Source organism: Cupriavidus sp. FW216-B1, from assembly GCF_058789195.1.
Genome location: NZ_JBYTEL010000011.1, coordinates 1 through 19,376 on the forward strand (window position 1 = coordinate 1; position 19,376 = coordinate 19,376).

Annotated in this window: 16 protein-coding genes; 9 read left to right on the forward strand and 7 right to left on the reverse strand. The window is 70.9% G+C overall.

Annotated elements, in window-relative coordinates:
* Positions 1–106: 106 nt before the first annotated feature.
* Positions 107–1,516, reverse strand: a complete 1,410-nt coding sequence (locus AC3WXD_RS21575) for a carbohydrate porin (RefSeq protein ID WP_081651607.1) — start codon at positions 1,514–1,516, stop codon at positions 107–109.
* Between the two features lie 244 nt (positions 1,517–1,760).
* Between AC3WXD_RS21575 and AC3WXD_RS21580 the strand changes: the two genes are divergently transcribed.
* Genes AC3WXD_RS21580 through AC3WXD_RS21600 form a run of 5 tightly spaced genes read left to right on the forward strand, consistent with a single transcriptional unit; the run spans position 1,761 to position 7,142 of the window.
* Positions 1,761–2,450: a TetR/AcrR family transcriptional regulator gene (locus tag AC3WXD_RS21580; protein ID WP_454730896.1), complete on the forward strand. Its 690-nt coding sequence runs from the start codon at positions 1,761–1,763 to the stop codon at positions 2,448–2,450.
* A 27-nt stretch (positions 2,451–2,477) separates the two neighbouring features.
* A complete protein-coding gene (locus tag AC3WXD_RS21585; RefSeq protein WP_492324672.1) occupies positions 2,478–3,470 on the forward strand; it encodes an HlyD family secretion protein in 993 nt (330 codons plus the stop codon).
* 11 nt (positions 3,471–3,481) lie between these two features.
* Positions 3,482–4,459 (forward strand): ABC transporter ATP-binding protein, encoded by a 978-nt coding sequence (locus AC3WXD_RS21590; RefSeq protein WP_492324743.1) that lies wholly within the window; start codon positions 3,482–3,484, stop codon positions 4,457–4,459.
* A complete protein-coding gene (locus AC3WXD_RS21595; RefSeq protein WP_020206796.1) occupies positions 4,456–5,613 on the forward strand; it encodes an ABC transporter permease in 1,158 nt (385 codons plus the stop codon). The genes AC3WXD_RS21590 and AC3WXD_RS21595 overlap by 4 nt, the downstream gene beginning before the upstream one ends.
* Positions 5,614–5,624: 11 nt before the next feature.
* The gene (locus tag AC3WXD_RS21600; RefSeq protein ID WP_492324673.1) at positions 5,625–7,142 is read left to right on the forward strand and encodes an efflux transporter outer membrane subunit; all 1,518 of its coding nucleotides are present in this window, start codon (positions 5,625–5,627) and stop codon (positions 7,140–7,142) included.
* Here AC3WXD_RS21600 and AC3WXD_RS21605 read toward each other — a convergent pair.
* Entirely contained in the window at positions 7,119–8,300 is a 1,182-nt protein-coding gene (locus AC3WXD_RS21605) for a pyridoxal phosphate-dependent aminotransferase (protein ID WP_492324674.1), read from the reverse strand. The genes AC3WXD_RS21600 and AC3WXD_RS21605 overlap by 24 nt on opposite strands.
* A gap of 438 nt (positions 8,301–8,738) precedes the next feature.
* On the opposite strand from AC3WXD_RS21605, the gene AC3WXD_RS21610 reads away from it, so the two are divergent.
* From AC3WXD_RS21610 to AC3WXD_RS21620, 3 genes are all read left to right on the forward strand, one after another.
* Positions 8,739–10,250: an NCS1 family nucleobase:cation symporter-1 gene (locus tag AC3WXD_RS21610; RefSeq protein ID WP_492324675.1), complete on the forward strand. Its 1,512-nt coding sequence runs from the start codon at positions 8,739–8,741 to the stop codon at positions 10,248–10,250.
* Positions 10,251–10,296: 46 nt separating this feature from the next.
* A complete protein-coding gene (locus AC3WXD_RS21615) occupies positions 10,297–11,031 on the forward strand; it encodes an aspartate/glutamate racemase family protein (protein WP_020206800.1) in 735 nt (244 codons plus the stop codon).
* Positions 11,032–11,115: 84 nt separating this feature from the next.
* The gene (locus tag AC3WXD_RS21620; RefSeq protein WP_492324676.1) at positions 11,116–11,871 is read left to right on the forward strand and encodes a GntR family transcriptional regulator; all 756 of its coding nucleotides are present in this window, start codon (positions 11,116–11,118) and stop codon (positions 11,869–11,871) included.
* A gap of 13 nt (positions 11,872–11,884) precedes the next feature.
* Here the strand turns inward: AC3WXD_RS21620 and AC3WXD_RS21625 are convergent, their stop codons facing one another.
* From AC3WXD_RS21625 to AC3WXD_RS21635, 3 genes are all read right to left on the reverse strand, one after another.
* A complete protein-coding gene (locus AC3WXD_RS21625; protein WP_156173681.1) occupies positions 11,885–12,187 on the reverse strand; it encodes a hypothetical protein in 303 nt (100 codons plus the stop codon).
* Positions 12,188–12,363: 176 nt separating this feature from the next.
* Positions 12,364–13,680 (reverse strand): ArgE/DapE family deacylase, encoded by a 1,317-nt coding sequence (locus AC3WXD_RS21630; RefSeq protein ID WP_492324677.1) that lies wholly within the window; start codon positions 13,678–13,680, stop codon positions 12,364–12,366.
* 91 nt (positions 13,681–13,771) lie between these two features.
* A complete protein-coding gene (locus tag AC3WXD_RS21635; RefSeq protein ID WP_020204805.1) occupies positions 13,772–15,118 on the reverse strand; it encodes an MFS transporter in 1,347 nt (448 codons plus the stop codon).
* A gap of 178 nt (positions 15,119–15,296) precedes the next feature.
* Between AC3WXD_RS21635 and pdxR the strand changes: the two genes are divergently transcribed.
* Complete coding sequence (pdxR, locus tag AC3WXD_RS21640) at positions 15,297–16,787, forward strand: MocR-like pyridoxine biosynthesis transcription factor PdxR (protein ID WP_492324678.1); 1,491 nt, start codon at positions 15,297–15,299, stop codon at positions 16,785–16,787.
* Positions 16,788–16,805: 18 nt separating this feature from the next.
* Here the strand turns inward: pdxR and AC3WXD_RS21645 are convergent, their stop codons facing one another.
* Together AC3WXD_RS21645 and AC3WXD_RS21650 are read right to left on the reverse strand one after the other, a co-directional pair.
* Positions 16,806–18,134 (reverse strand): aspartate aminotransferase family protein, encoded by a 1,329-nt coding sequence (locus AC3WXD_RS21645; protein WP_492324679.1) that lies wholly within the window; start codon positions 18,132–18,134, stop codon positions 16,806–16,808.
* A complete protein-coding gene (locus tag AC3WXD_RS21650; RefSeq protein ID WP_492324744.1) occupies positions 18,127–19,209 on the reverse strand; it encodes a phosphotransferase in 1,083 nt (360 codons plus the stop codon). The genes AC3WXD_RS21645 and AC3WXD_RS21650 overlap by 8 nt, the downstream gene beginning before the upstream one ends.
* Positions 19,210–19,376 lie beyond the last annotated feature (167 nt).

Genomic DNA, 19,376 nt, shown 5'->3' on the forward strand with positions numbered 1-19,376 from the left:
TTCAGACAAAAGAAAGTGACTGGCAGCCCCGCGCAGCGGGGATGTCATACAGCCTTTGGGTTCAAGCACCAAAACCGTCCAAACAAGAACTCAAAAAAACAAAAACTCAAAACTCCCCATGCAACCTGACCCCATAAAACTTGGCCGGTCCCCGATCCCGATTATATCCAGGATTCCGAATATACTGAAAATCCGGACTAATACTCAAATACTTGACCGGCTGAAAACTGTAATACAACTCCATCACCTGTTCCGGCCCATACCGTAGCGCGCCGTCCCCGAGAAACGCCCCGAGGCCGCCGGCCTCCAGATACGCCCGGTGCCGCGGTCCCAGCATGTTGACCGCCACGGCCAGCCCCACCGCGTCGCGCGGGCGGCCCCAGGCGTTGCCGTTGAGCACGCCGCCGGCCGATACCTGGCGGCCGATTTCCGTGAAGGCGTAGGTCTCGGTCTTGTCGTCGGACATATTGGCGCGCGCGAACACGCCCAGTGATTCGTTGATCCGTTGCAGCAGGGTCAGCCCCACGCCGATCTTGGCGTGTTCCTCGCGCACGTTGGCCACGTCCGGCGTGGTGCCGGTGGCGGCGCCGAACTGCAGCGCGTCGCTGAACGCGCCCATGCGCGCCTTGTTGCGGAAGAACAGCAGCCGCGCGGTGCCGGGCTGGCCGGCGATGCTGTAGCGCTTCTCCAGTTCGAGGATGTCGCCGTAGTGCTGGAACATGCGCGTGTCCAGCTCCAGCCCGTTGGATTCGAGCGGCTGCAGGAAGCGGCCGATGCGCGCCGACCACGCGTCGCCGATGTATTCCAGCGCCACGCCCCAGTCGTAGCCGCGCGCGTCGGCCGGGTAGTCGAACGCGCCGTGCGTGAGGAATGACCAGTTCATGAACTGGGTGCGCGGGTCGGAGCCGAATTCGTTCTGGTCGAACACGTCGAGCGCGCCGAAATTGCCGGCGGTCAGCACCACGCGGCGCTTGTCGACGCTGCCGGCGAACTGGTTGAAATCGGCCTCGACGTCCTCGCTGCCGCCGCCCAGGCCCCAGGTCTGGCGCACGAAGGCGCGCGCGCGGTAGAACACCGGGTTGGTGCTCGACACCTTGGCCAGCTCGCCGTTGGGCAGGCCGCCCAGGCCGTGCAGCTCGGAGAACGGCACGCCCTGCGTCACCTCCGGGTTGAAGTGGAATTCGGCGCCGCGCCACAGGCGGATCCCCAGGTCGAGCGTGGTGCTGAACGAATAGCTCTTGGCGCGCTGCGCGGCCAGGCTGTTGTCGCCCGAATAGGCCGCGCCGAAGGCCGGCTTGCGCTGCCAGATATAGGTGGTCTGGCCGTGGAACGAGAACGGCGCGTCGGCCTCGTTCACCAGGCTGCCCGAGGCCGGCATCGGGTCCGGCGCCGGGCCTGCGTCCTGCGCCCGCGCCACGCCGGCGCAGGCCAGCAGCGACAGGGCGACGGCCGGCAAGCGGCAGGCAACGGACAAGCGGAACCGCGCCGGGGCGGCGGTGAGACGGCGAAGCAGCATGAAAAATCCGGGGAGAAACCTGACCGGCGGGGCGGCCGGCGGCAGCAACGGTGCTGCCTGGCGAATTGGCGGGACGAAGCATAGCCAAGGCTTTATGACATGTCTACCTTGCATTGCTGCATTGCAACATTCCACTTCCCGCGCGGGTGCGCCGCGGTCCCAGGCCATCGTCATTTTTGTAACCGGCCTTGAATTAATTAATCCAACAATTAATATTTCTCTGTTCCCGCACAGTGCTTGCCCCATGCCCACGCCGCCGCCCGCCCGCTCGCCTTCCCCGCCCCGCCGCCCGGGCCGGCCCGCCGCCGGCAAGGCAGCCACGGCCGGCCAGCGCGGGCAACTGCTCGACGCCGCCACCACCCTGTTCGCGCGGCACGGCGTGGCCGCCACGCCGATCAGGACCATTGCCGCGCATGCCGGCGTCACGCCGGCGCTGGTGCACTACTACTTCCGCGACCGCGACCAGCTGCTCGACGCGGTGGTCGACGAGCGCCTGCAGCCGCTGGTGGAGCAGGTCTTCGCGCCCGCGCTGGCGGACCAGGAAGATCCCACCGCGATGCTGGTCGGCATCGCCACGCGGCTGATCCGCGCCGCCGCCGCCACGCCGTGGTTCCCCGGGCTGTGGATCCGCGAGATCGTCAACGCGGAAGGCCAGCTGCACGAGCGCGTGCTGCAGAAGATCGCGCTGCAGCGCGCCGGCATCGTCACCGCCCACCTGGGCGCCGCGCGTGCGGCCGGCAAGCTCAACCCGGGCGTGGAGCCGGCACTGCTGATGGTGTCGCTGATCGGCCTGGCGCTGCTGCCGCTGGCCACCACGCATATCTGGCAGCGCCTGCCCGGCGCGCAGGGCATCGACCCCGAGGCGCTGGCGCGCCACGTCGGCGCGCTGCTCGCGCACGGGATGTCGCCGCTGCCTCCCAGCCCCTCCGCCTGAGACCCAGCCATGCGCACGGAGCCTGCCATGCACCGCCACCGCCTTCGCCACCTTCTCCGCCTCTCCCGCCGGACCGCCGCCCTGGCGTTGCCGGCCGCGGCCGCCGCGCTGCTCGGCGCGTGCGGCAACGACGCGCCGCCCGCCTGGCAAGGCTACGTGGAGGGCGAGTTCGTCAGCGTGGCCTCGCCGTTCGCCGGGCGGCTCGACCAGCTCGTCGTGCAGCGCGGCCAGCAGGTCGCCGGCGGCGCGCCGCTGTTCGCGCTCGAAGCCGACGACGAAAGCGCCGCGCGGCAGCAGGCCGCCGCGCAGGTGCGCGCGGCCGAGTCGCAGGCGGCCGACCTGCAGACCGGCAAGCGCCCGCCCGAGGTGGACGCCACCCGCGCGCAGCTCGCGCAGGCGCAGGCCGGCGCGCTGCGCAGCGCGGCGCAATACCGGCGCGACCAGGCGCAGTTCGCCATCGGCGGCGTGTCCCAGGCGCAGCTCGAGGAAAGCCGCGCCACGGCCGCCGCCGACGCCGCCCGCGTGCGCGAACTGCAGCGCGACGTGGAAGTGGCGCGCCTGCCCGGGCGCAGCGCCCAGCGCGCCGCGCAGGAGGCCCAGGTGGCCGCCGCGCGCGCCGCGCTGGCGCAGGCCGAGTGGAAGCTCTCGCGCAAGACCGTGAGCGCGACCCAGGCCGGCCTGGTCTACGACACGCCGTTCCGCCGCGGCGACTGGGTGCCGGCCGGCAGCCCGGTGGTCAGGCTGCTGCCGCCGGGCAACGTCAAGGTGCGCTTCTACGTGCCGGAAACCGTGGTCGGCGCGTTCAGGACCGGCGAGCCGGTGCGCGTGCGCTGCGACGGCTGCGCCGCGCCGGTCGACGCCACCGTCAGCTACATCTCCAGCCAGGCCGAGTTCACGCCGCCGGTGATCTACAGCAACGAGACGCGCGCCAAGCTGGTGTTCCTGGTGGAAGCGCGCCCGGCGGCGGCCGACGCGCCGAAGCTGCACCCGGGCCAGCCGGTCGAGGTGGCGCGGCCATGAGCGCATCCGCCATGCCTGCGGCAGCGTCCGGTCCGCGCGGCGACGGCCACGCCGGATGGGTCATCGACGTGCGCGACCTCACCAAGCGCTACGGCGACAAGGTGGTGGTCGACAAGCTCGCCATGCAGGTCGGGCGCGGCGAGATCTTCGGCTTCCTCGGCCCCAACGGCAGCGGCAAGACCACCTCGATCCGCATGATGTGCGGCCTGCTCACGCCCGACGGCGGCAGCGGCACCTGCCTGGGCTACGACATCCTGCGCGAGAGCGCGCAGATCAAGCGCCGCGTGGGTTACATGACGCAGAAGTTCTCCTACTGGGACGATCTCTCCATCCGCGAGAACCTCGATTTCGTCGCGCGCGTGTACGGCATGCCGAAGCGGCGCGAGGCCGTGGACCGCGCGCTCGAGGAACTCGGCCTGGCCAGCCGCGCGCAGCAGCTGGCTGGCCGGCTCTCGGGCGGCTGGAAGCAGCGCCTGGCGCTGGCCGCCTGCCTGCTGCACGAGCCGCAGCTGCTGCTGCTCGACGAGCCCACCGCCGGCGTGGACCCGAAGGCGCGCCGCGATTTCTGGGCGCAGTTGCATCAGCTCGCCGCGCGCGGCATCTCGGTGCTGGTCAGCACGCACTATATGGACGAGGCCGAGCGCTGCCACAAGCTCGCCTACATCGCCTACGGCAAGCTGCTGGCGCAGGGCACCGCGGGCGAGGTGGTGGCCAGCCAGAAGCTGGTCACGTGGAGCGTGCTGGGCGAGCAGCTTTCCGCGCTGTCCGACCAATTGCGCGGCGCGCCCGGGGTCGAGCAGACCGTGGTGTTCGGCAGCGCGCTGCACGTCACCGGGCACGACGAAGCCGCGCTCGAAGCCACGCTGCGCCGCGTGGCCGGCGCGCAGCACCGGCTGGAGCGGATCGACACCAGCCTCGAAGACGTCTTCATCCACATGATGAGCCGCGCCGACGACAACATGCGCGCCGGCAAGGAGGCCGGGCGATGAGCGGCAACGGCAATGGCGGGCGCTTCGCGTTCTCGCCGCAGCGCTGGTGGAGCATCGTCATCAAGGAGTTCCTGCAGCTGCGCCGCGACCGCATCACCTTCGGCATGATCGTGGGCCTGCCGATCATCCAGCTGATGCTGTTCGGCTTCGCCATCAACACCGACCCGCGCCAGCTGCCCACCGCGGTGATCGCGGCGGACCACAGCGAATTCACGCGCTCGTTCGTGGCCGGCATGCAGGCTTCCACGTATTTCCGCGTGACCCGCACCCTGCCCGACGAAGCGGCCGGGCGCGCCGCGCTGCGCCGCGGCGACGTGCAGTTCGTGCTCACCATCCCGCCCGACTTCACCGCGCGGCTGCTGCGCGGCGAGCGCCCGGCGCTGCTGGTCGAGGCCGACGCCACCGACCCGTCCGCCACCGGCCAGGCCATCGCCGCGCTGCCGCAACTGGCCTACTCGGTGGCCGACAAGGACCTGCGGGGCGCGCTCGCGCATCTCGCGGGCGGCAAGGCGCCGTTCGAGGTGCAGGTGCAGCGCCTCTACAACCCGGAGGGCCTCACGCCGTACAACATCATCCCCGGCCTGATGGGCGTGATCCTGACCATGACGATGGTGATGATGACCGGCCTGGCGATGACGCGCGAGCGCGAGCGCGGCACGATGGAGAACCTGCTCGCCACACCGGTCCGGCCGCTCGAGGTCATCACCGGCAAGATCGTGCCCTACGTGTTCATCGGCCTGATCCAGGCCACCATCATCCTGCTGGCGGCGCGCTGGGTCTTCCACGTGCCGTTCGTCGGCTCGGTGCTGGCGGTCTACCTGGCCGCGCTGCTGTTCATCGCCGCCAACCTGACGGTCGGCATCACGCTGTCGTCGCTGGCGCAGAACCAGCTGCAGGCGGTGCAGCTGACCTTCTTCTATTTCCTGCCGGGCATCCTGCTGTCGGGCTTCATGTTCCCGTTCCAGGGCATGCCGCGCTGGGCGCAGGGCATCGGCAGCGTGCTGCCGCTGACCTACTTCAACCGCATGATCCGCGGCATCCTGCTCAAAGGCAACGGCTGGGCCGAACTGTGGCCCGACGTGTGGCCGCTGCTGCTGTTTACCGCCGTGGTGATGGCCATCGCGGTGCGTTTCTACCGCCGCACACTCGACTAAGGGAGCCGGCCATGCCAGCCTTGCCGCGCGTTCTCGTCTCCATGCTGCCCGCCGCGCTCGCGCTCGCGCTCGGCGGCTGCGCCGTCGGCCCCGATTTCGCGGTGCCGCCCGCGCCCGCCGGCGACACCTACACCGCCGGCGCGCAGCCGCGGCGCACCGGCGCGGCCGACGCGCCGGACGGCCACGCGCAGGCGCTGCTGGCCGGCGCCGACGTGCCGGCGCAATGGTGGACGCTGTTCCAAAGCCCGGCGCTGGACCGCGCCATCCGCGCCGCGCTGGACGCCAGCCCCACGCTGGCGCAGGCGCGCGCGCGGCTGGAGCAGGCGCGCCAGGACCTCTCCGCCAGCACCGGCGCGCTGCTGGCGCCGCGCGTGGACGCCAAGCTCAACACCACGCGCGAGCAGGTCGACCTCGCCTCGGTCGGCATCACCGCGTTTCCCAGCCCGGGCCCGTTCACGCTGTACGGCGCCAGCGTGACGGTCTCCTACACGCTCGACCTGTTCGGCGGCGCGCGGCGCGAGCTCGAAGGCCTGCGCGCGGCGGTGGACTACCAGCGCTTCGAGCTGGAGGCGGCGCGCCTGGCACTGGCCGGCAACGTGGCCACCGCGGCGATCCGCGAGGCCAGCCTGCGCGCGCAGATCGCCGACACCGAGGCCATCGTGCGGGCCCAGCAGCAGCAGCTCGCCATCACGGAACAGCGCCACCAGGCCGGCGGCGTGGCCGCGCTCGACGTGCGGCGCCAGCGCGGCGAGCTGGCGCAGAGCCAGGCGCTGCTGCCGGGGCTGGTCCAGCAGCTTGCCGCCACGCGCCACCAGCTTGCGGTGTACGCGGGCCAGGAACCGGCAAGCGCCGGCCTGCCCGAATTCCGCCTCGAAGACCTGACGCTGCCCGACACGCTGCCGCTGACCCTGCCGTCCGCGCTGGCGCGGCGCCGGCCCGACATCCGCGCGGCCGAGGCGCTGCTGCACCAGGCCTCGGCCAATATCGGCGTGGCCGCCGCGCAGCGCTATCCGCAGCTCACGCTGAGCGGCAGCGCCGGCACCCAGGCCATGTCCACGCGCAACCTGTTCGACAGCTTCAACGTGTGGTCGCTGGCGGCGGGCATCGTGCAGCCGGTGTTCCGCGGCGGCGAGCTGGTGGCGCGCAAGCGCTCGGCCGAGGCGGCCTACGAGCAATCGCTGGCCGCCTACCGGCAGGCGGTGCTGAGCGGCCTGCGCGAAGTGGCCGACACGCTGCGCGCGCTCGAGGCCGACGCCGACGCGCTGCGCGCGCGCGCCGACAGCGCGCGCGAGGCCGCCGCCACGCTGGCCGTGGTCAGTGAACAGTACCGCCTCGGCGGCGTCAGCCAGTTGGCGGTGCTCGATGCCGAGCGGCAGGACCGGCAGGCGCGGCTGGCGCTGGCGCAGGCGCGCGCGAGCCGCTTCTCCGACTCGGCCGCGCTGCTGCAGGCGCTGGGCGGCGGCTGGTGGCAGGAGCAGGCCACCGCCGCTGGCGGGGCGTCGGCGTCAGCGCCCCAGGAACGCCCGTAGCCGGCGCGCGCCTTCGTCGAGGCGGGCGGTGTCGCAGGCGTAGCACCAGCGCACGAAGCCTTCGCCTTCGTCGCCGAACGCGCTGCCGGGCGCCAGGCCCAGATGCGCCTCGCGCACCAGCTGCTTGCACAGCGCCAGGCTGTCGCGCGCGCCCTCGAGCCGGAAGAACACGTACATCGCGCCCTCCGGCGCATGCACGTCCACGCCGGGCACTTCGGACAGCGCACTCACGAGGTGGTCGCGCGCCGCGCGCAGCTTGCCGACCAGCTCGCGCGTGAAGGCCTCGCCCTCGCGCACGGCCACGATGCCCGCCTCCTGCACGAACGACGGCGCGCACGAGGTGTTGTACTCGATCAGCTTGCCGAGATCGCCGGTAAGCGCCGCCGGCAGCACCATCCAGCCCAGCCGCCAGCCCGTCATCAGCCACGCCTTCGAGAACGAGTTCACGCAGATCACGCGCTCGTCGCGGCTGGCGATGTCGAGGAAGGACGGCGCCACGGCGTGTTCGCCGCCGCCGTAGTAGAGCCGCTCGTAGACCTCGTCCGCGATGATCCAGATGCCGTGCCGGCGGCAGTGGTCGAGCACGGCCTGCTGGTCCGCGCGCGACATCACCCAGCCGGTCGGGTTGTTGGGCGAGTTGATCATCAGCAGGCGCGTGCCGGGCGTGAGCGCGGCCAGCAGCTTGTCCAGGTCGAGCGTCCAGCCGTGCGCGCCGTAGTCGAGCGAGACCGTCTCCACCCCGGCGCCGAGGATCTTGGGAATCTCCACCAGGTTGGGCCACAGCGGCGTGACCGCCACGGCGCGGTCGCCGGGGCCGGCCACCAGCTGCGCGGCCAGCATCAGCGCGTTGACGCCGGCGCTGGTGACGGCCACGTTGTCCGCCGCGGTGGCGCCGTGCAGCGCGCTCACGTAGCCGGCCAGCGCCTCGCGCAGCGGCGCGATGCCGAGGTTGTGCGTGTAGAACGTGGCGCCGCCGGCCAGCGCGCGGCTGGCGGCGTCGCGGATGAAGGCGGGCGTGACCTGGTCGGACTCGCCGAACCAGAACGGCAGCACGTCGGGCAGGCCGACGCCGGCGTTGGCCACCTCGCGGATGCGCGAGGCGCGCAGGTGATGGACGGCGGCGCGGGCGGCGGCCGGGCCGGGCTGGCTGGTGGACATCTGCACTCCTTGGTGTCGGGTGGCCCCGCGCCGGCGGGCGCGCGGCGAGGCGGGGGGAAGCGGAGAGAAGCGGCGCATCCGCGCAAGCGTAGCGCAAAGCCGGTGGCCGCGGTATCGGCGCCGGCCCGGGCACGGAGCAATTCCCGCGCCATCTCGCCCGCGCCACCTCGCGCGGCGCCGGGCGCCAGCCCCGGCCCGGCCGCGCGCGGCCGCCGCCTAGGGATTGTCCCGATCCCCGCCGCATTGACTCTCTCGCCTTTATCGCCTACAAATCTGTCCACAACATCATTTAGTTTTGTAGACAATTTTGTTCTCAATAAAAATGCGGGCCGCGCACAGGAACGCGGCCGGCGCCTCGCCACGCCCGGCCCGGGCGCGGCCCGTCCAGCGGGACCGCCTTGCCGCCCGGCCGGCATCCGCCACCAGGAGAGATCCACGATGCAAGCGACTGCCACCCCCACCGCGTCGCCCGACGCCGCCCAGGCCGCCGGCCACGCGCACGGCAACGCCCTCGTCAAGCCCGGCTACGACGAGCGCCTGACCAACGAGGACCTCGCCCCGCTGCGCCGGCAGACCTGGGGCACCTACAACATCTTCGCGTTCTGGATGTCCGACGTGCACAGCGTGGGCGGCTACATCACCGCCGGCAGCCTGTTCGCGCTGGGCCTGTCGAGCTGGCAGGTGCTGGTGTCGCTGCTGGTGGGCATCGTGATCGTGCAGTTCTTCTGCAACCTCGTGGCCAGGCCCAGCCAGGCCACCGGCACGCCCTACCCGGTGATCTGCCGCGCCTCGTTCGGCGTGCTCGGCGCCAACATCCCGGCGGTGATCCGCGGGCTGATCGCGGTGGCGTGGTACGGCATCCAGACCTATCTCGCGTCGAGCGCGTTCCTGGTGCTGGCGCTGCATTTCTTCCCGGCGCTGGCGCCGTATGCGGATGCGAAGCTGCACGGCTTCGCCGGGCTGTCCGCGCTGGGCTGGTGCGCGTTCATGACGCTGTGGGTGCTGCAGGCGCTGGTGTTCTGGAACGGCATGGAGACCATCCGCAAGTTCATCGACTGGGCCGGCCCGGCGGTCTACGTGGTGATGATCGCGCTGGCGATCTGGCTGGTGCAGAAGGCCGGCTGGCAGAACGTCAACTTCACGCTGAGCTTCCTCAAGTACACCGGCTGGGACGCGGTGCCGGTGATGCTCACGGCGATCGCGCTGGTGGTGTCGTACTTCTCCGGCCCGATGCTCAACTTCGGCGACTTCTCGCGCTATGCGAAGGACTTCCGCTCGGTGCGGCGCGGCAACTTCTGGGGCCTGCCGGTCAACTTCCTCGGCTTCTCGCTGCTCACGGTGATCACCACCTCGGCCACGCTGCCGGTGTTCGGCAAGCTCATCACCGACCCGGTGGAGACCGTCAGCCACATCGACAGCACCTTCGCCATGCTGCTGGGCGCGTTCACCTTCATGACCGCCACCATCGGCATCAATATCGTGGCCAACTTCGTCTCGCCGGCGTTCGACTTCTCCAACGTCTCGCCGAAGCACATCAGCTGGCGCACCGGCGGCATGATCGCGGCGGTGGCGTCGATCTTCATCACGCCGTGGAATCTCTACAACAACCCGCAGGTCATCCACTACACGCTGGACATCCTGGGCGCGTTCATCGGCCCGCTGTTCGGCATCCTGATCGCCGACTACTACCTGGTGCGCCGGCAACGGGTGGCGGTGGACGACCTCTACACCATGAGCGCGCAAGGCCGCTACTGGTACCGCAACGGCTACAACCCGGCGGCCGTGCTCACCCTGCTGCCGTCGGCGCTGGTGCCCATCCTGTGCGTGGTGGTGCCGGCGTGGCAGGGGCTGGCGAACTACAGCTGGTTCATCGGCATGGGCATGGCCCTGCTGCTGTACCGCCTGCTGGCGCCGCGCCTGATGGCGGCGCACCTTGCCGACCGCGGCTGAATTCCCTGGACATCTGACCCCGGACACCCGACCCCGAAAACCCGCCATGAAGCTCAAGATCATCAACCCCAACACCACCCAGAGCATGACCGACAAGATCGGGCAGTGCGCCGCCGCCGTGGCCGCGCCCGGCACGCGCATCGCCGCGGTCAGCCCGCGCATGGGGCCGGCCTCGATCGAGAGCCACTACGACGAGGCGCTCTCGGTGCCCGGCATCCTCGACGAGATCCTGGCCGGCGAGCAGGACGGCACCGACGGCTACGTGATCGCCTGCTTCGGCGACCCCGGCCTGTACGCGGCGCGCGAGCTCGCGCGCGGCCCGGTGATCGGCGTGGCCGAGGCGGCCATGCACATGGCCAGCATGGTCGGCACCAGCTTCAGCGTGGTGACGACGCTGGCGCGCACCTGCAACATCGCCTGGCACCTGGCCGAGCGCTACGGCATGAAGCGCTTCTGCCGCGCGGTGCACGCCTGCGACCTGCCGGTGCTGGAGCTGGAGCGGCCCGGCTCGGACGCGCGCCGCATCGTCGCCGAGGCCTGCCGCGGCGCGCTCGCGCGCGACGGCAGCGACTGCATCGTGCTCGGCTGCGCCGGCATGGCCGACCTGTGCGAGGAGATCGCCGAGGCCATCGGCGCGCCGGTGATCGACGGCGTCAGCGCGGCGGTGAAGATGGCCGAGGGAATGGTCTCGATCCGGCTCGGCACCAGCAAGCGCGGCGACTGGGCGCGCCCGCTGCCCAAGGCCTACGCCGGCATGCTGGCGCCGTTCGCGCTCAACTGAGCGCGCGGCCTGCCAGCCGACTTGTGTACGATATGCGGGAATTTCGTCGCCAATCTCGGCGGCAAGCCGACCATGCGTACCCAGATGGCAACCAGCAGAAGCAAAGCGAAACCGAAGGACAAGGATAAGGACAACGCCGTGGAGGCGACCGAGGCGGCCGAGGCCGGCGAGGGCTCGCCCGCCGAGACGATCTACCTCCACCTGCTCACCGCGATCATGGAGCACCGCCTGCTGGCGGGCACCAAGCTGGTGGAGGAGCGCCTGTGCGAAGTCACCGGCGCGAGCCGCGCGCGCATCCGCCAGGTGTTCGCGCGGCTCGCGCACGAGAAGCTGGTGACGCTGGTGCCCAACCGCGGCGCCTTCATCGCCAGCCCCACGGTGGACGAGGCGCGCCAGGTGTTCCAGGCGCGCCGCGTGGTGGAGCCGGAGCTGGCCGGCGTGCTGGCGCGGCAGGCCACGCCGGCCCGCATCCGCAGCCTGCGCCGCCACGCGCAGGAAGAAGACAGCGCGCGCGGCCGCGGCGACCGCGCCGCCATGATCCGCCTGTCCGGCGAGTTCCACATCCTGCTGGCGGAGATCGCCGGCAACGCGATCCTGGAAAAGCTGATCCGCGAGATGGTCTCGCTGACCTGCCTGATCATCACGCTCTACGACCGCCCGGGCGCGCCCGCCTGCCCCGAGCACGAGCACCGCGAGCTGATCGACGCCATCGAGAAGCGCGACGCCGCGCGCGCCGGCGCGCTGATGACCGAGCACCTGGAACACATCGAGGCCTCGCTCGACCTCACCGCGCAGGCCAGCGGCACGCCCGACTTCCACAGCATCTTCGCGCGCGGCTGAAGCGCGGCGGGCGCTAGCGCCCGTCGTCGTCGACGCCGCCCTGCGATACCCAGCCGGGCTTCATGCGCAGGCCGAAGCTGCTCTGCGGCTGCGCCTCGCGCTCCGGGCGCAGCGCGTACTGGTCGCGGTTGCCCGGCGAGAGCGGCGGCGCGGCCGGCCGGAGCGCCGGCGCGGGCGGCGCCTTGCCGGCCGCGCGCGGCGCGGCCTTGCCGGGCGCGGCGCCGGCGCCGGGCTGGTCGGCGGGCGGCGCGGCCGGGGCTGCCTGGGCCGCCAGGCAGGCGCACAGGGTTGCGAGGATGGGAAGGAGGGGTTTCAAGATCACACTGTCTCGCCGCGGCGAGACCGGGAATCGCCCGCCGCCGCTCGTTGCCGAAGGAAGCATTGTCGCAGCTAGTGGCGCTCCCGGGCCAGTATCCTGAATCGCGGACCCGCCGGGCCCCTTTCCGCGATGCCCTCTTCGACCCTCTCCGGCAGTCCCTCCGGCCGGCGGCGCTAGGCCGCCAGCGCCTCGACGCCGCACCAGCTGGCGATGAAAAGCGCCAGCGTCTTGGTCACCATGCGCACGGACTGCAGGTTGACCGCCTCGTCGTAGCCATGCGGCATGCGGCATTCCGGGCCGTAGACGATGGCCGGCGTGTCGGCGTACAGGCCGAAGAACCGGGCATCGGTGGCGGCCGAGGTCGAATACTCCTGCAGCGCCTCGCCGAACACGCGCTCGTGGCTGGCGCGCAGCGCGGCTTCCACGTCCTCGCCGTTCTCCAGCACGTAACCCTCGGCCATGAAGCCGTGGTAGATCACGCGCGGCGGATGCTTGGCCAGGAAAGGATCGCGGGCCGCGGCCGCGGCGATGAAGGCCTCGATCTCCGCCCTGGCGGACGCCAGGCTCTGGCCCGGATACACCGCCACGCGCATGTCGAAGTGGCACCACGCGGGCACGCTCGAAGCCCAGTCGCCGCCGGCGATCTTGCCGAGGTTGAAGTTGATGGGATGCGGGTGGCAGCAATAGTGCCGGTAGTCCTTCTTGCGCGCGTTCCAGGTGACTTCCAGCGCCTTCAGCTCGCCGATCAGGAAGATCGCCTTCTCGATCGCGTTGGCGCCGGCGCCCGAGAACGCCGCCGAGGCGTGCTGCGGGTCGCCGTCGACCTGCACCTGGAACCACATCGGCCCGACCTGGGCCCGCATGAGCTTGGGCAGCAGCGGCTCGGGAATGAAGGCGGCATCCGCCCGGTAGCCGCGCTGCAGGCAGGCCAGCGCGCCGTTGCCGGTGCATTCCTCTTCCACCACCGATTGCAGGTACACGTTGGCCGCGGGCTGCAGGCCCACCGCGCGCAGCGCGTCCAGCGCCGACATGCAGGCCACCAGCCCCGCCTTCATGTCCCCGGCGCCGCGCCCGTGCATCCAGCCGTCGACGATCTCGGCGCTGTACGGGTCGCGCGTCCATTGCGCCAGCGGCCCGACGGGCACGACGTCGATGTGCCCGTTCAGGATCAGCGAGCGCCCGGCCTGCGTGCGCGCGCGATGCGCGCCGACCACGTTGAAGGCGTTGTCATACGACACCGCCACCGGCGAGAAGCCCGGCAGGTGCCGGATCTTCTCGACGTCGATCTGCCACTGGTCCACGGCATAACCGCGCGCGCGGTATTGCCGCGCCATGAAATCCTGGGCCGTCGCCTCCTCGCCGCGCTGCGAGGGAATCCTGACCAGTTGTTGGAGCAGTTCGGTCTGCGTGTCGAAGCCGCTGTCCACCGCGTCGAGAATGCGCGCGGCGAGAGAGTCCGCCAGCGGCGTGGCGAGTTCGTTCTGGTTCATGCGTTTGCCTTTGAGATCATTGCCGGCGGCAGCACCCTGGCGCCGGTTTCCGGATGTTCCGATGCGGCCGCCGATGCGGCCCGCGCGCGCCTCAGCCCCGCTCCACGGCCATGCCGGGATAGTCGCCGGCCGCTTCCTGGCGGTCCTCCGCGGACGCGCCCTCGCCATTGGGGATGAGCAGCGCGGCCAGGAACGTGCTGCCGGCGATCAGCGCGAACAGCAGCGCCAGCGGCCCCCATTGCAGGCCGTACTGCTGCGCGATCCACAGTCCCACCAGCGGCGTGGTCCCGCCGAAGACGGCGCCGCAGATCTGGAAGCTCAGCGAGATGCCGGTGTAGCGCACGTTGACCGGGAACGCCTTGGGCAGGAACGGCGCCAGCACCGCGTAGTAGGCGCCGATGAAGGCCGTGGCCACCAGGATGCCGATGGCGATGTTGGTCAGGTCGCGGGTCAGGATGAGCATCATCATGGGCGCCGCCCACAGCACCGCCGCGCCCGACACGATGGCGATGAACCTGCGCTCGCCGAGGCGATGGGCGAGATAGGAGGCCAGCGGGAAGCTCAGGAACTCGACCAGGCCGGTGTAGGTGACGATCTTGAGGATGTCGGGCTTGGCGACGTGCAGGTAGTTGGTGGTGTAGGTGATCATCAGCGTGGTGATGAAGTAGAACCCGGAGATGCCGAGCATGGACAGCCCGATCCCCGCCACCAGCCGGCCTTTGAAGCGCGCGAAGATCGTGCGCAGCGGCGCGACCTCGACCGCGTGCGCGCTCCGCGCGCGCGCCTCGCGGTGCGCCTCCAGTTCCGGGCTCTCGTTGACGCCGCGCCGGATCAGGAACGCCACTAGCACCAGCACCGCGCTCACCAGGAACGGGATGCGCCAGCCCCAGCTCCTGAAATCGTTCTCGGGCAGCGCCGACACCACCTGGAAGATCGAGGTCGCCATGATCAGGCCGACCGGGCTGCCGTATTGCGGCGCGGCGGCCAGGAAGGTGCGCCAGCGCCGCGGCGCGTGCTCGGCGGCGATCAGCACCGCGCCGCCCCACTCGCCGCCCACGGCGACGCCCTGGACCAGCCGCAGGATCACCAGCAGGACCGCCGCCGAGATGCCGATGGCGTGATACGACGGCAGCAGCCCGATCAGCGTGGTCGACACGCCCATCAGCAGCAGCGTGATGATCAGCGCTTCGCGGCGGCCCACCTTGTCGCCCAGGTGGCCGAACAGGATGGCGCCGAAGGGCCGCGCCACGAAGCCCACGGCGAAGGTGCCCAGCGACGCGAGCGTGCCCATGAAGTGGTCCTTGGTGGCGAAGAACACGTCGCCGAACACCAGGGCCGACGCGGTGGCGTAGCAGAAAAAGTCGTACCACTCGATGGTGGTCCCGAAGAATGCGGCTGCGGCCGCCCGGAATGGCTGCCGCGTCGTTGTCGTACCCATGTTCTGTCTTCCTTCGTGATTGGTGGTGCCCGTTGCGTCCACACTCGCGGCGCGAGCCGCCGCCGCGAGTCACCGCCGGATGACTGGATCTGTTCGGATGGGTAGGCGGCGTTTGACTATAGCAATCGATGGCTATAGCCTATATATCCAAATACTTTTATTTGATGAGGCCATTTCGATGCGCGCCGTGCTGCTTACCGACCTGCTTTCGCAAGCGCTTTCGAGGTCGGGGGAGGAACCGATGCAGCGCCAGATCTACCAGGTGGTGCGGCGCGCGGTGCTCGACCACACGCTGGTCGCCGGGCAGAAGCTGCCCTCCTCGCGCGCGCTGGCGCAGGACCTGGGCATCTCCCGCATCACCGTCTCGCTGGCCTACGACCGCCTGATCGCGGAGAACTATCTCAATGCCAGCAGCGGCAGCGGCACCTTCGTCGCGCCGACCAGCGTGCGGCCGCTCGGCGGCGCGTCCGAGGCGAGCCACGCCAGGCACACGATGGCCCTGTCCCAGCGCGGGCGCATGCTGGAAGACCTGCCCGGCGGCCTGAGCCAGTCCAGCGGCGCCTTCGTGCCCGGCGTGGCCGATGCCTCGATGTTCCCGTTCCACCTGTGGCGGCGGCTGGTGTCCCGGCACATCGGCAAGGGCGACCTCTCGCTGTCGGGGTACGCGGCCGACGGCGGCGGCTTCGCGCCGCTGCGCGCGGCGGTGGCGAGCTACCTGAAGATCTCCCGCTCGGTGGCGTGCGAGCCGGAGCAGGTCATCATCACCTCGGGCACGCACCAGTCCATCGACCTGTGCGCGCGCCTGCTGGCCGACCCCGGCGACATGGCCCTGGTCGAGAACCCGTGCCACTGGGCGTTCCCCACGGTGCTGGCGTCGGCCGGGCTCAGCATCGGCGCCGGCACCGTGGACGAGCACGGGCTGTCGCTGGAAGCGAGCCACGCGCCGCGCCACACGCGCCTGGTCGTGACCAGCCCGTCGCACCACTATCCCACCGGCGTGGTGATGCCGCTGGCGCGCCGGCTGGAGTTGCTGCAAAGCGCGCGCTCGCGCAACCTGTGGGTCATGGAGGACGACTACGACAGCGAGTTCCGCTACGACGGCGCGCCGCTGCCCTCGCTGCAGGGGCTGGACAGCGATGCGCGGGTCATCTACGTGGGCACCTTCAGCAAGGCGATGTTCGCCGGCGTGCGCCTGGGCTACCTGGTGGTGCCCACGCACCTGGCGCAGACCTTCTCGATGGCCAGCGCCAAGCTCTACCGGCCCGGCCAGCTCCATGCGCAGGCGGCCCTCGCCGACTTCATCGACGAAGGCCACTTCTCCCAGCACATCCGCCGCATGCGGCTCGAATACGCCGAGCGGCAGAACACGCTGCGCGCGTGCCTGACGCGCCGGCTCGGCGGCGCGATCAGCCTGTCGGAGGCGCGCGCCGGCCTGCACCTGTTCATGCGCATGGACCTGAAGACGGGCACCGGCGCCCTGGTGGAAGCGGCCCGGGCGAAGCACATCGTGCTCGGCGCCCCGCGCTTCGTGGCGGCGCGCCCGGACCTGGAAGACCGCTCCGTGGTGCTGGGCTTCGGCGGCGTGCCGCTCGCCGAGATCGCCCCGGGCGTGGAGCGGCTCGCCCGGGTGGTGGAGCAGTGCGGCGCGAAGAAGCGCGCGCCGGCCTGAACGCGGAACGCCGGACGCTCAGGCCGCGCGCAGGGCGTGGTCGGCAACCTCCAGCAGCAGGTCGGCGTTGGCGCGGCTGAACGGCAGCAGCGGCCGGATCTTCAGCACGTTGCCGCGCGGGCCGGTGGTGCTGATCAGCACGCCGTTCTCGCGCATCGCGTTGACCACGCGGCCGGCCTCGTCGGCCGCGGCCTGCTTGCCCGCGCGGTCGCGCACCAGCTCCACGCCGATGAACAGGCCCGCGCCGCGCACGTCGCCGATCAGGTCGTGCCGGCGCGCCAGCTCGGCGAAGCCCTGCCGGATGTAGTCGCCGATCGTGGCCGCGTTCTCCTGCAGCCCGTTCTTCTGGATCACGTCCAGCGTCGCCCGGGCGGCCGCGCAGGACACCGGGTTGCCGCCGAACGTGTTGAAGTAGCGCGCCTCGCGGCCGAACGCCGCGATCACTTCCGGCCTGGCCACCAGGCCCGAGACCGGATGCCCGTTGCCCATCGGCTTGCCCATCGTGACGATGTCGGGCACCAGGCCGTGGCGCTGGAAGCCCCACATCGCGGTCCCCGTCCTGGCAAAGCCGGCCTGCACTTCGTCGGCGATGAAGATGCCGCCGGCGCGGCGCATTACCTCGACCGCCTCGCGCAGGAAGCCGGGCGGGTCGGCGAACACGCCGTCGCTCGAGAACAGCGTGTCCACGATCAGCGCGGCCGGCCGGATGCCGTGCCGGAGCATGTCGTCGATGGCGTGCTGGACGTCGCGCGCGAACCGCGCCCCCACGGTGTCCGGGTCGCCGAGATAGCTGTCCGGCGCGGGCACGGCGCGCACGTCCGCGCCGAGCGGGACCGACTTGCCCAGCGACGGCGAGATCGCCGCGACGGCGGCGGTGACGCCGTGGTAGGCCAGCTGCGTCACCACCACGCCGGTGCCGCCGGTGTGGCGGCGGGCGATGCGCAGCGCCAGGTCGTTGGCTTCGCTGCCGGTGCAGGCGAACATCGCCTGCGAAAGCTCGGCGGGAAAGGTGGCCAGCAACTGCTCCGCGTAGTCCAGCACGCCTTCGTGCAGATAGCGCGTGTGGGTGTTGAGCGTGGCGGCCTGCCGGGCGATGGCCTCGACCACCTCCGGGCGGCAGTGCCCGACCGATGCCACGTTGTTGTAGGCGTCGAGGTAGGCCTTGCCGGTGTTGTCGTACAGCCAGACGCCCTCGCCGCGGACCATGTGCAGCGGCTCTTCGTAGAAGAGCCGGTATGCCGGCCCCAGCAGCCGCTGCCGGCGCTCGATCAGCGCGCGGTCGATGTCGCCCAGCGTGCCCGACCGCGCGGGGTCGAAGGCGTTGAGCATGGCCTTGTCTTTACTCATGGTGGTTCTCCGGTTCGCCGCCGATCGCCTCTAGCACGGTGTGTTCAGCCTGCCCGCGCGGCAACGCGGCCAGGCGATGAAGGCCGGTCCACGACAGGGCATTGTTGCGCAGGATGTATGCACTGTTCTCGGGATGCTGCCGCGCGCGCCAGCCGGTGATCAGCACCGTGATCAGCAGCCGCGCGGCGATGAGGTCGGGCAGCACGCCGGCCTCCGCCTCGGTCAGCGGGAGGACGCGGTGGTAGGCCCGGACGCAGTCGAGCGCCGTCGCCAGCGGGTCGGGCGCGTCGGCGAGCTGGTAGGCGCACGCCACGGCGAGGTCGTTGACCAGCGGCGCCTCCACCATGTCGCCGAAATCCAGGATCGCGGTCACGCGCTCGGTGTCGTGCTCGTCCACCAGCACGTTGTAGGCGTTGAGATCGTTATGGATGACCTGCCGGCGCAGGCCCGCGACCCGCTGCGCGGTGGCCTGCTCGTAGTGGTCGAGGAACCGCGTGGCCAGCGCGCGGCGCGGGCCGTCTTCGACCAGGGCCAGCAGCGGACGCAGCTGGGAGACGTGCTGGATGTCCCACAGCAGCCGGTGATTCGAATGCGCGTGGGAAAAGCCCGCCAGGGCCTGGTCGAAGCGCGCCAGGGCGCCGCCGAGGGCCCGGCGCTGCCTGGCGCTGCGCGCCACCTTGTACAGCGGCACGCCGGGCAGGAAGGTGATCAGCCGCACCGCCTGGCGCAGCCCGCCGGCGCCCGCCTCGCGCCAGTGGATGCTCTCGCCGCTCCTGGTCGGCAGGATGCCCGGCACCGGCAGCGCCGGCTGTGCACGCATCAGGTGCAACTGCGCCTGGGTCTGGAAATCCGTTACCCCGGGGTCCTCGGCCGGGTGCGTGACCTTGAGCACGTAGGTGCCGCCATCGCGGCCGTCGAGCCGGAAATTCTGGTCGCGCTCGCTGCTCAGCACCGTCGCGCGGCTGTCGATGCCATACACTTCCGCGGCCAGCGCCTGCGCCTGCCGGAGGTCGAGCTTGGGTGTCGACACGGCAAACAGCCCGTCGCCGCCGAGCGGATCCGGCATGCCATGCATGCCGCCTGCCTGCGCCTGCGTTGCCGCCTGGCGCTCAATCGCCTGCCTCATATCTGGATCTATCCGTAGAGTGACCGTGCGCACAACTATAGGGCGCATTGGCGTTACTTTGGATAGCCATTTCCGAGTATTCCATATGGCCACTTTGGCCGCTTTCCGGTAATCCG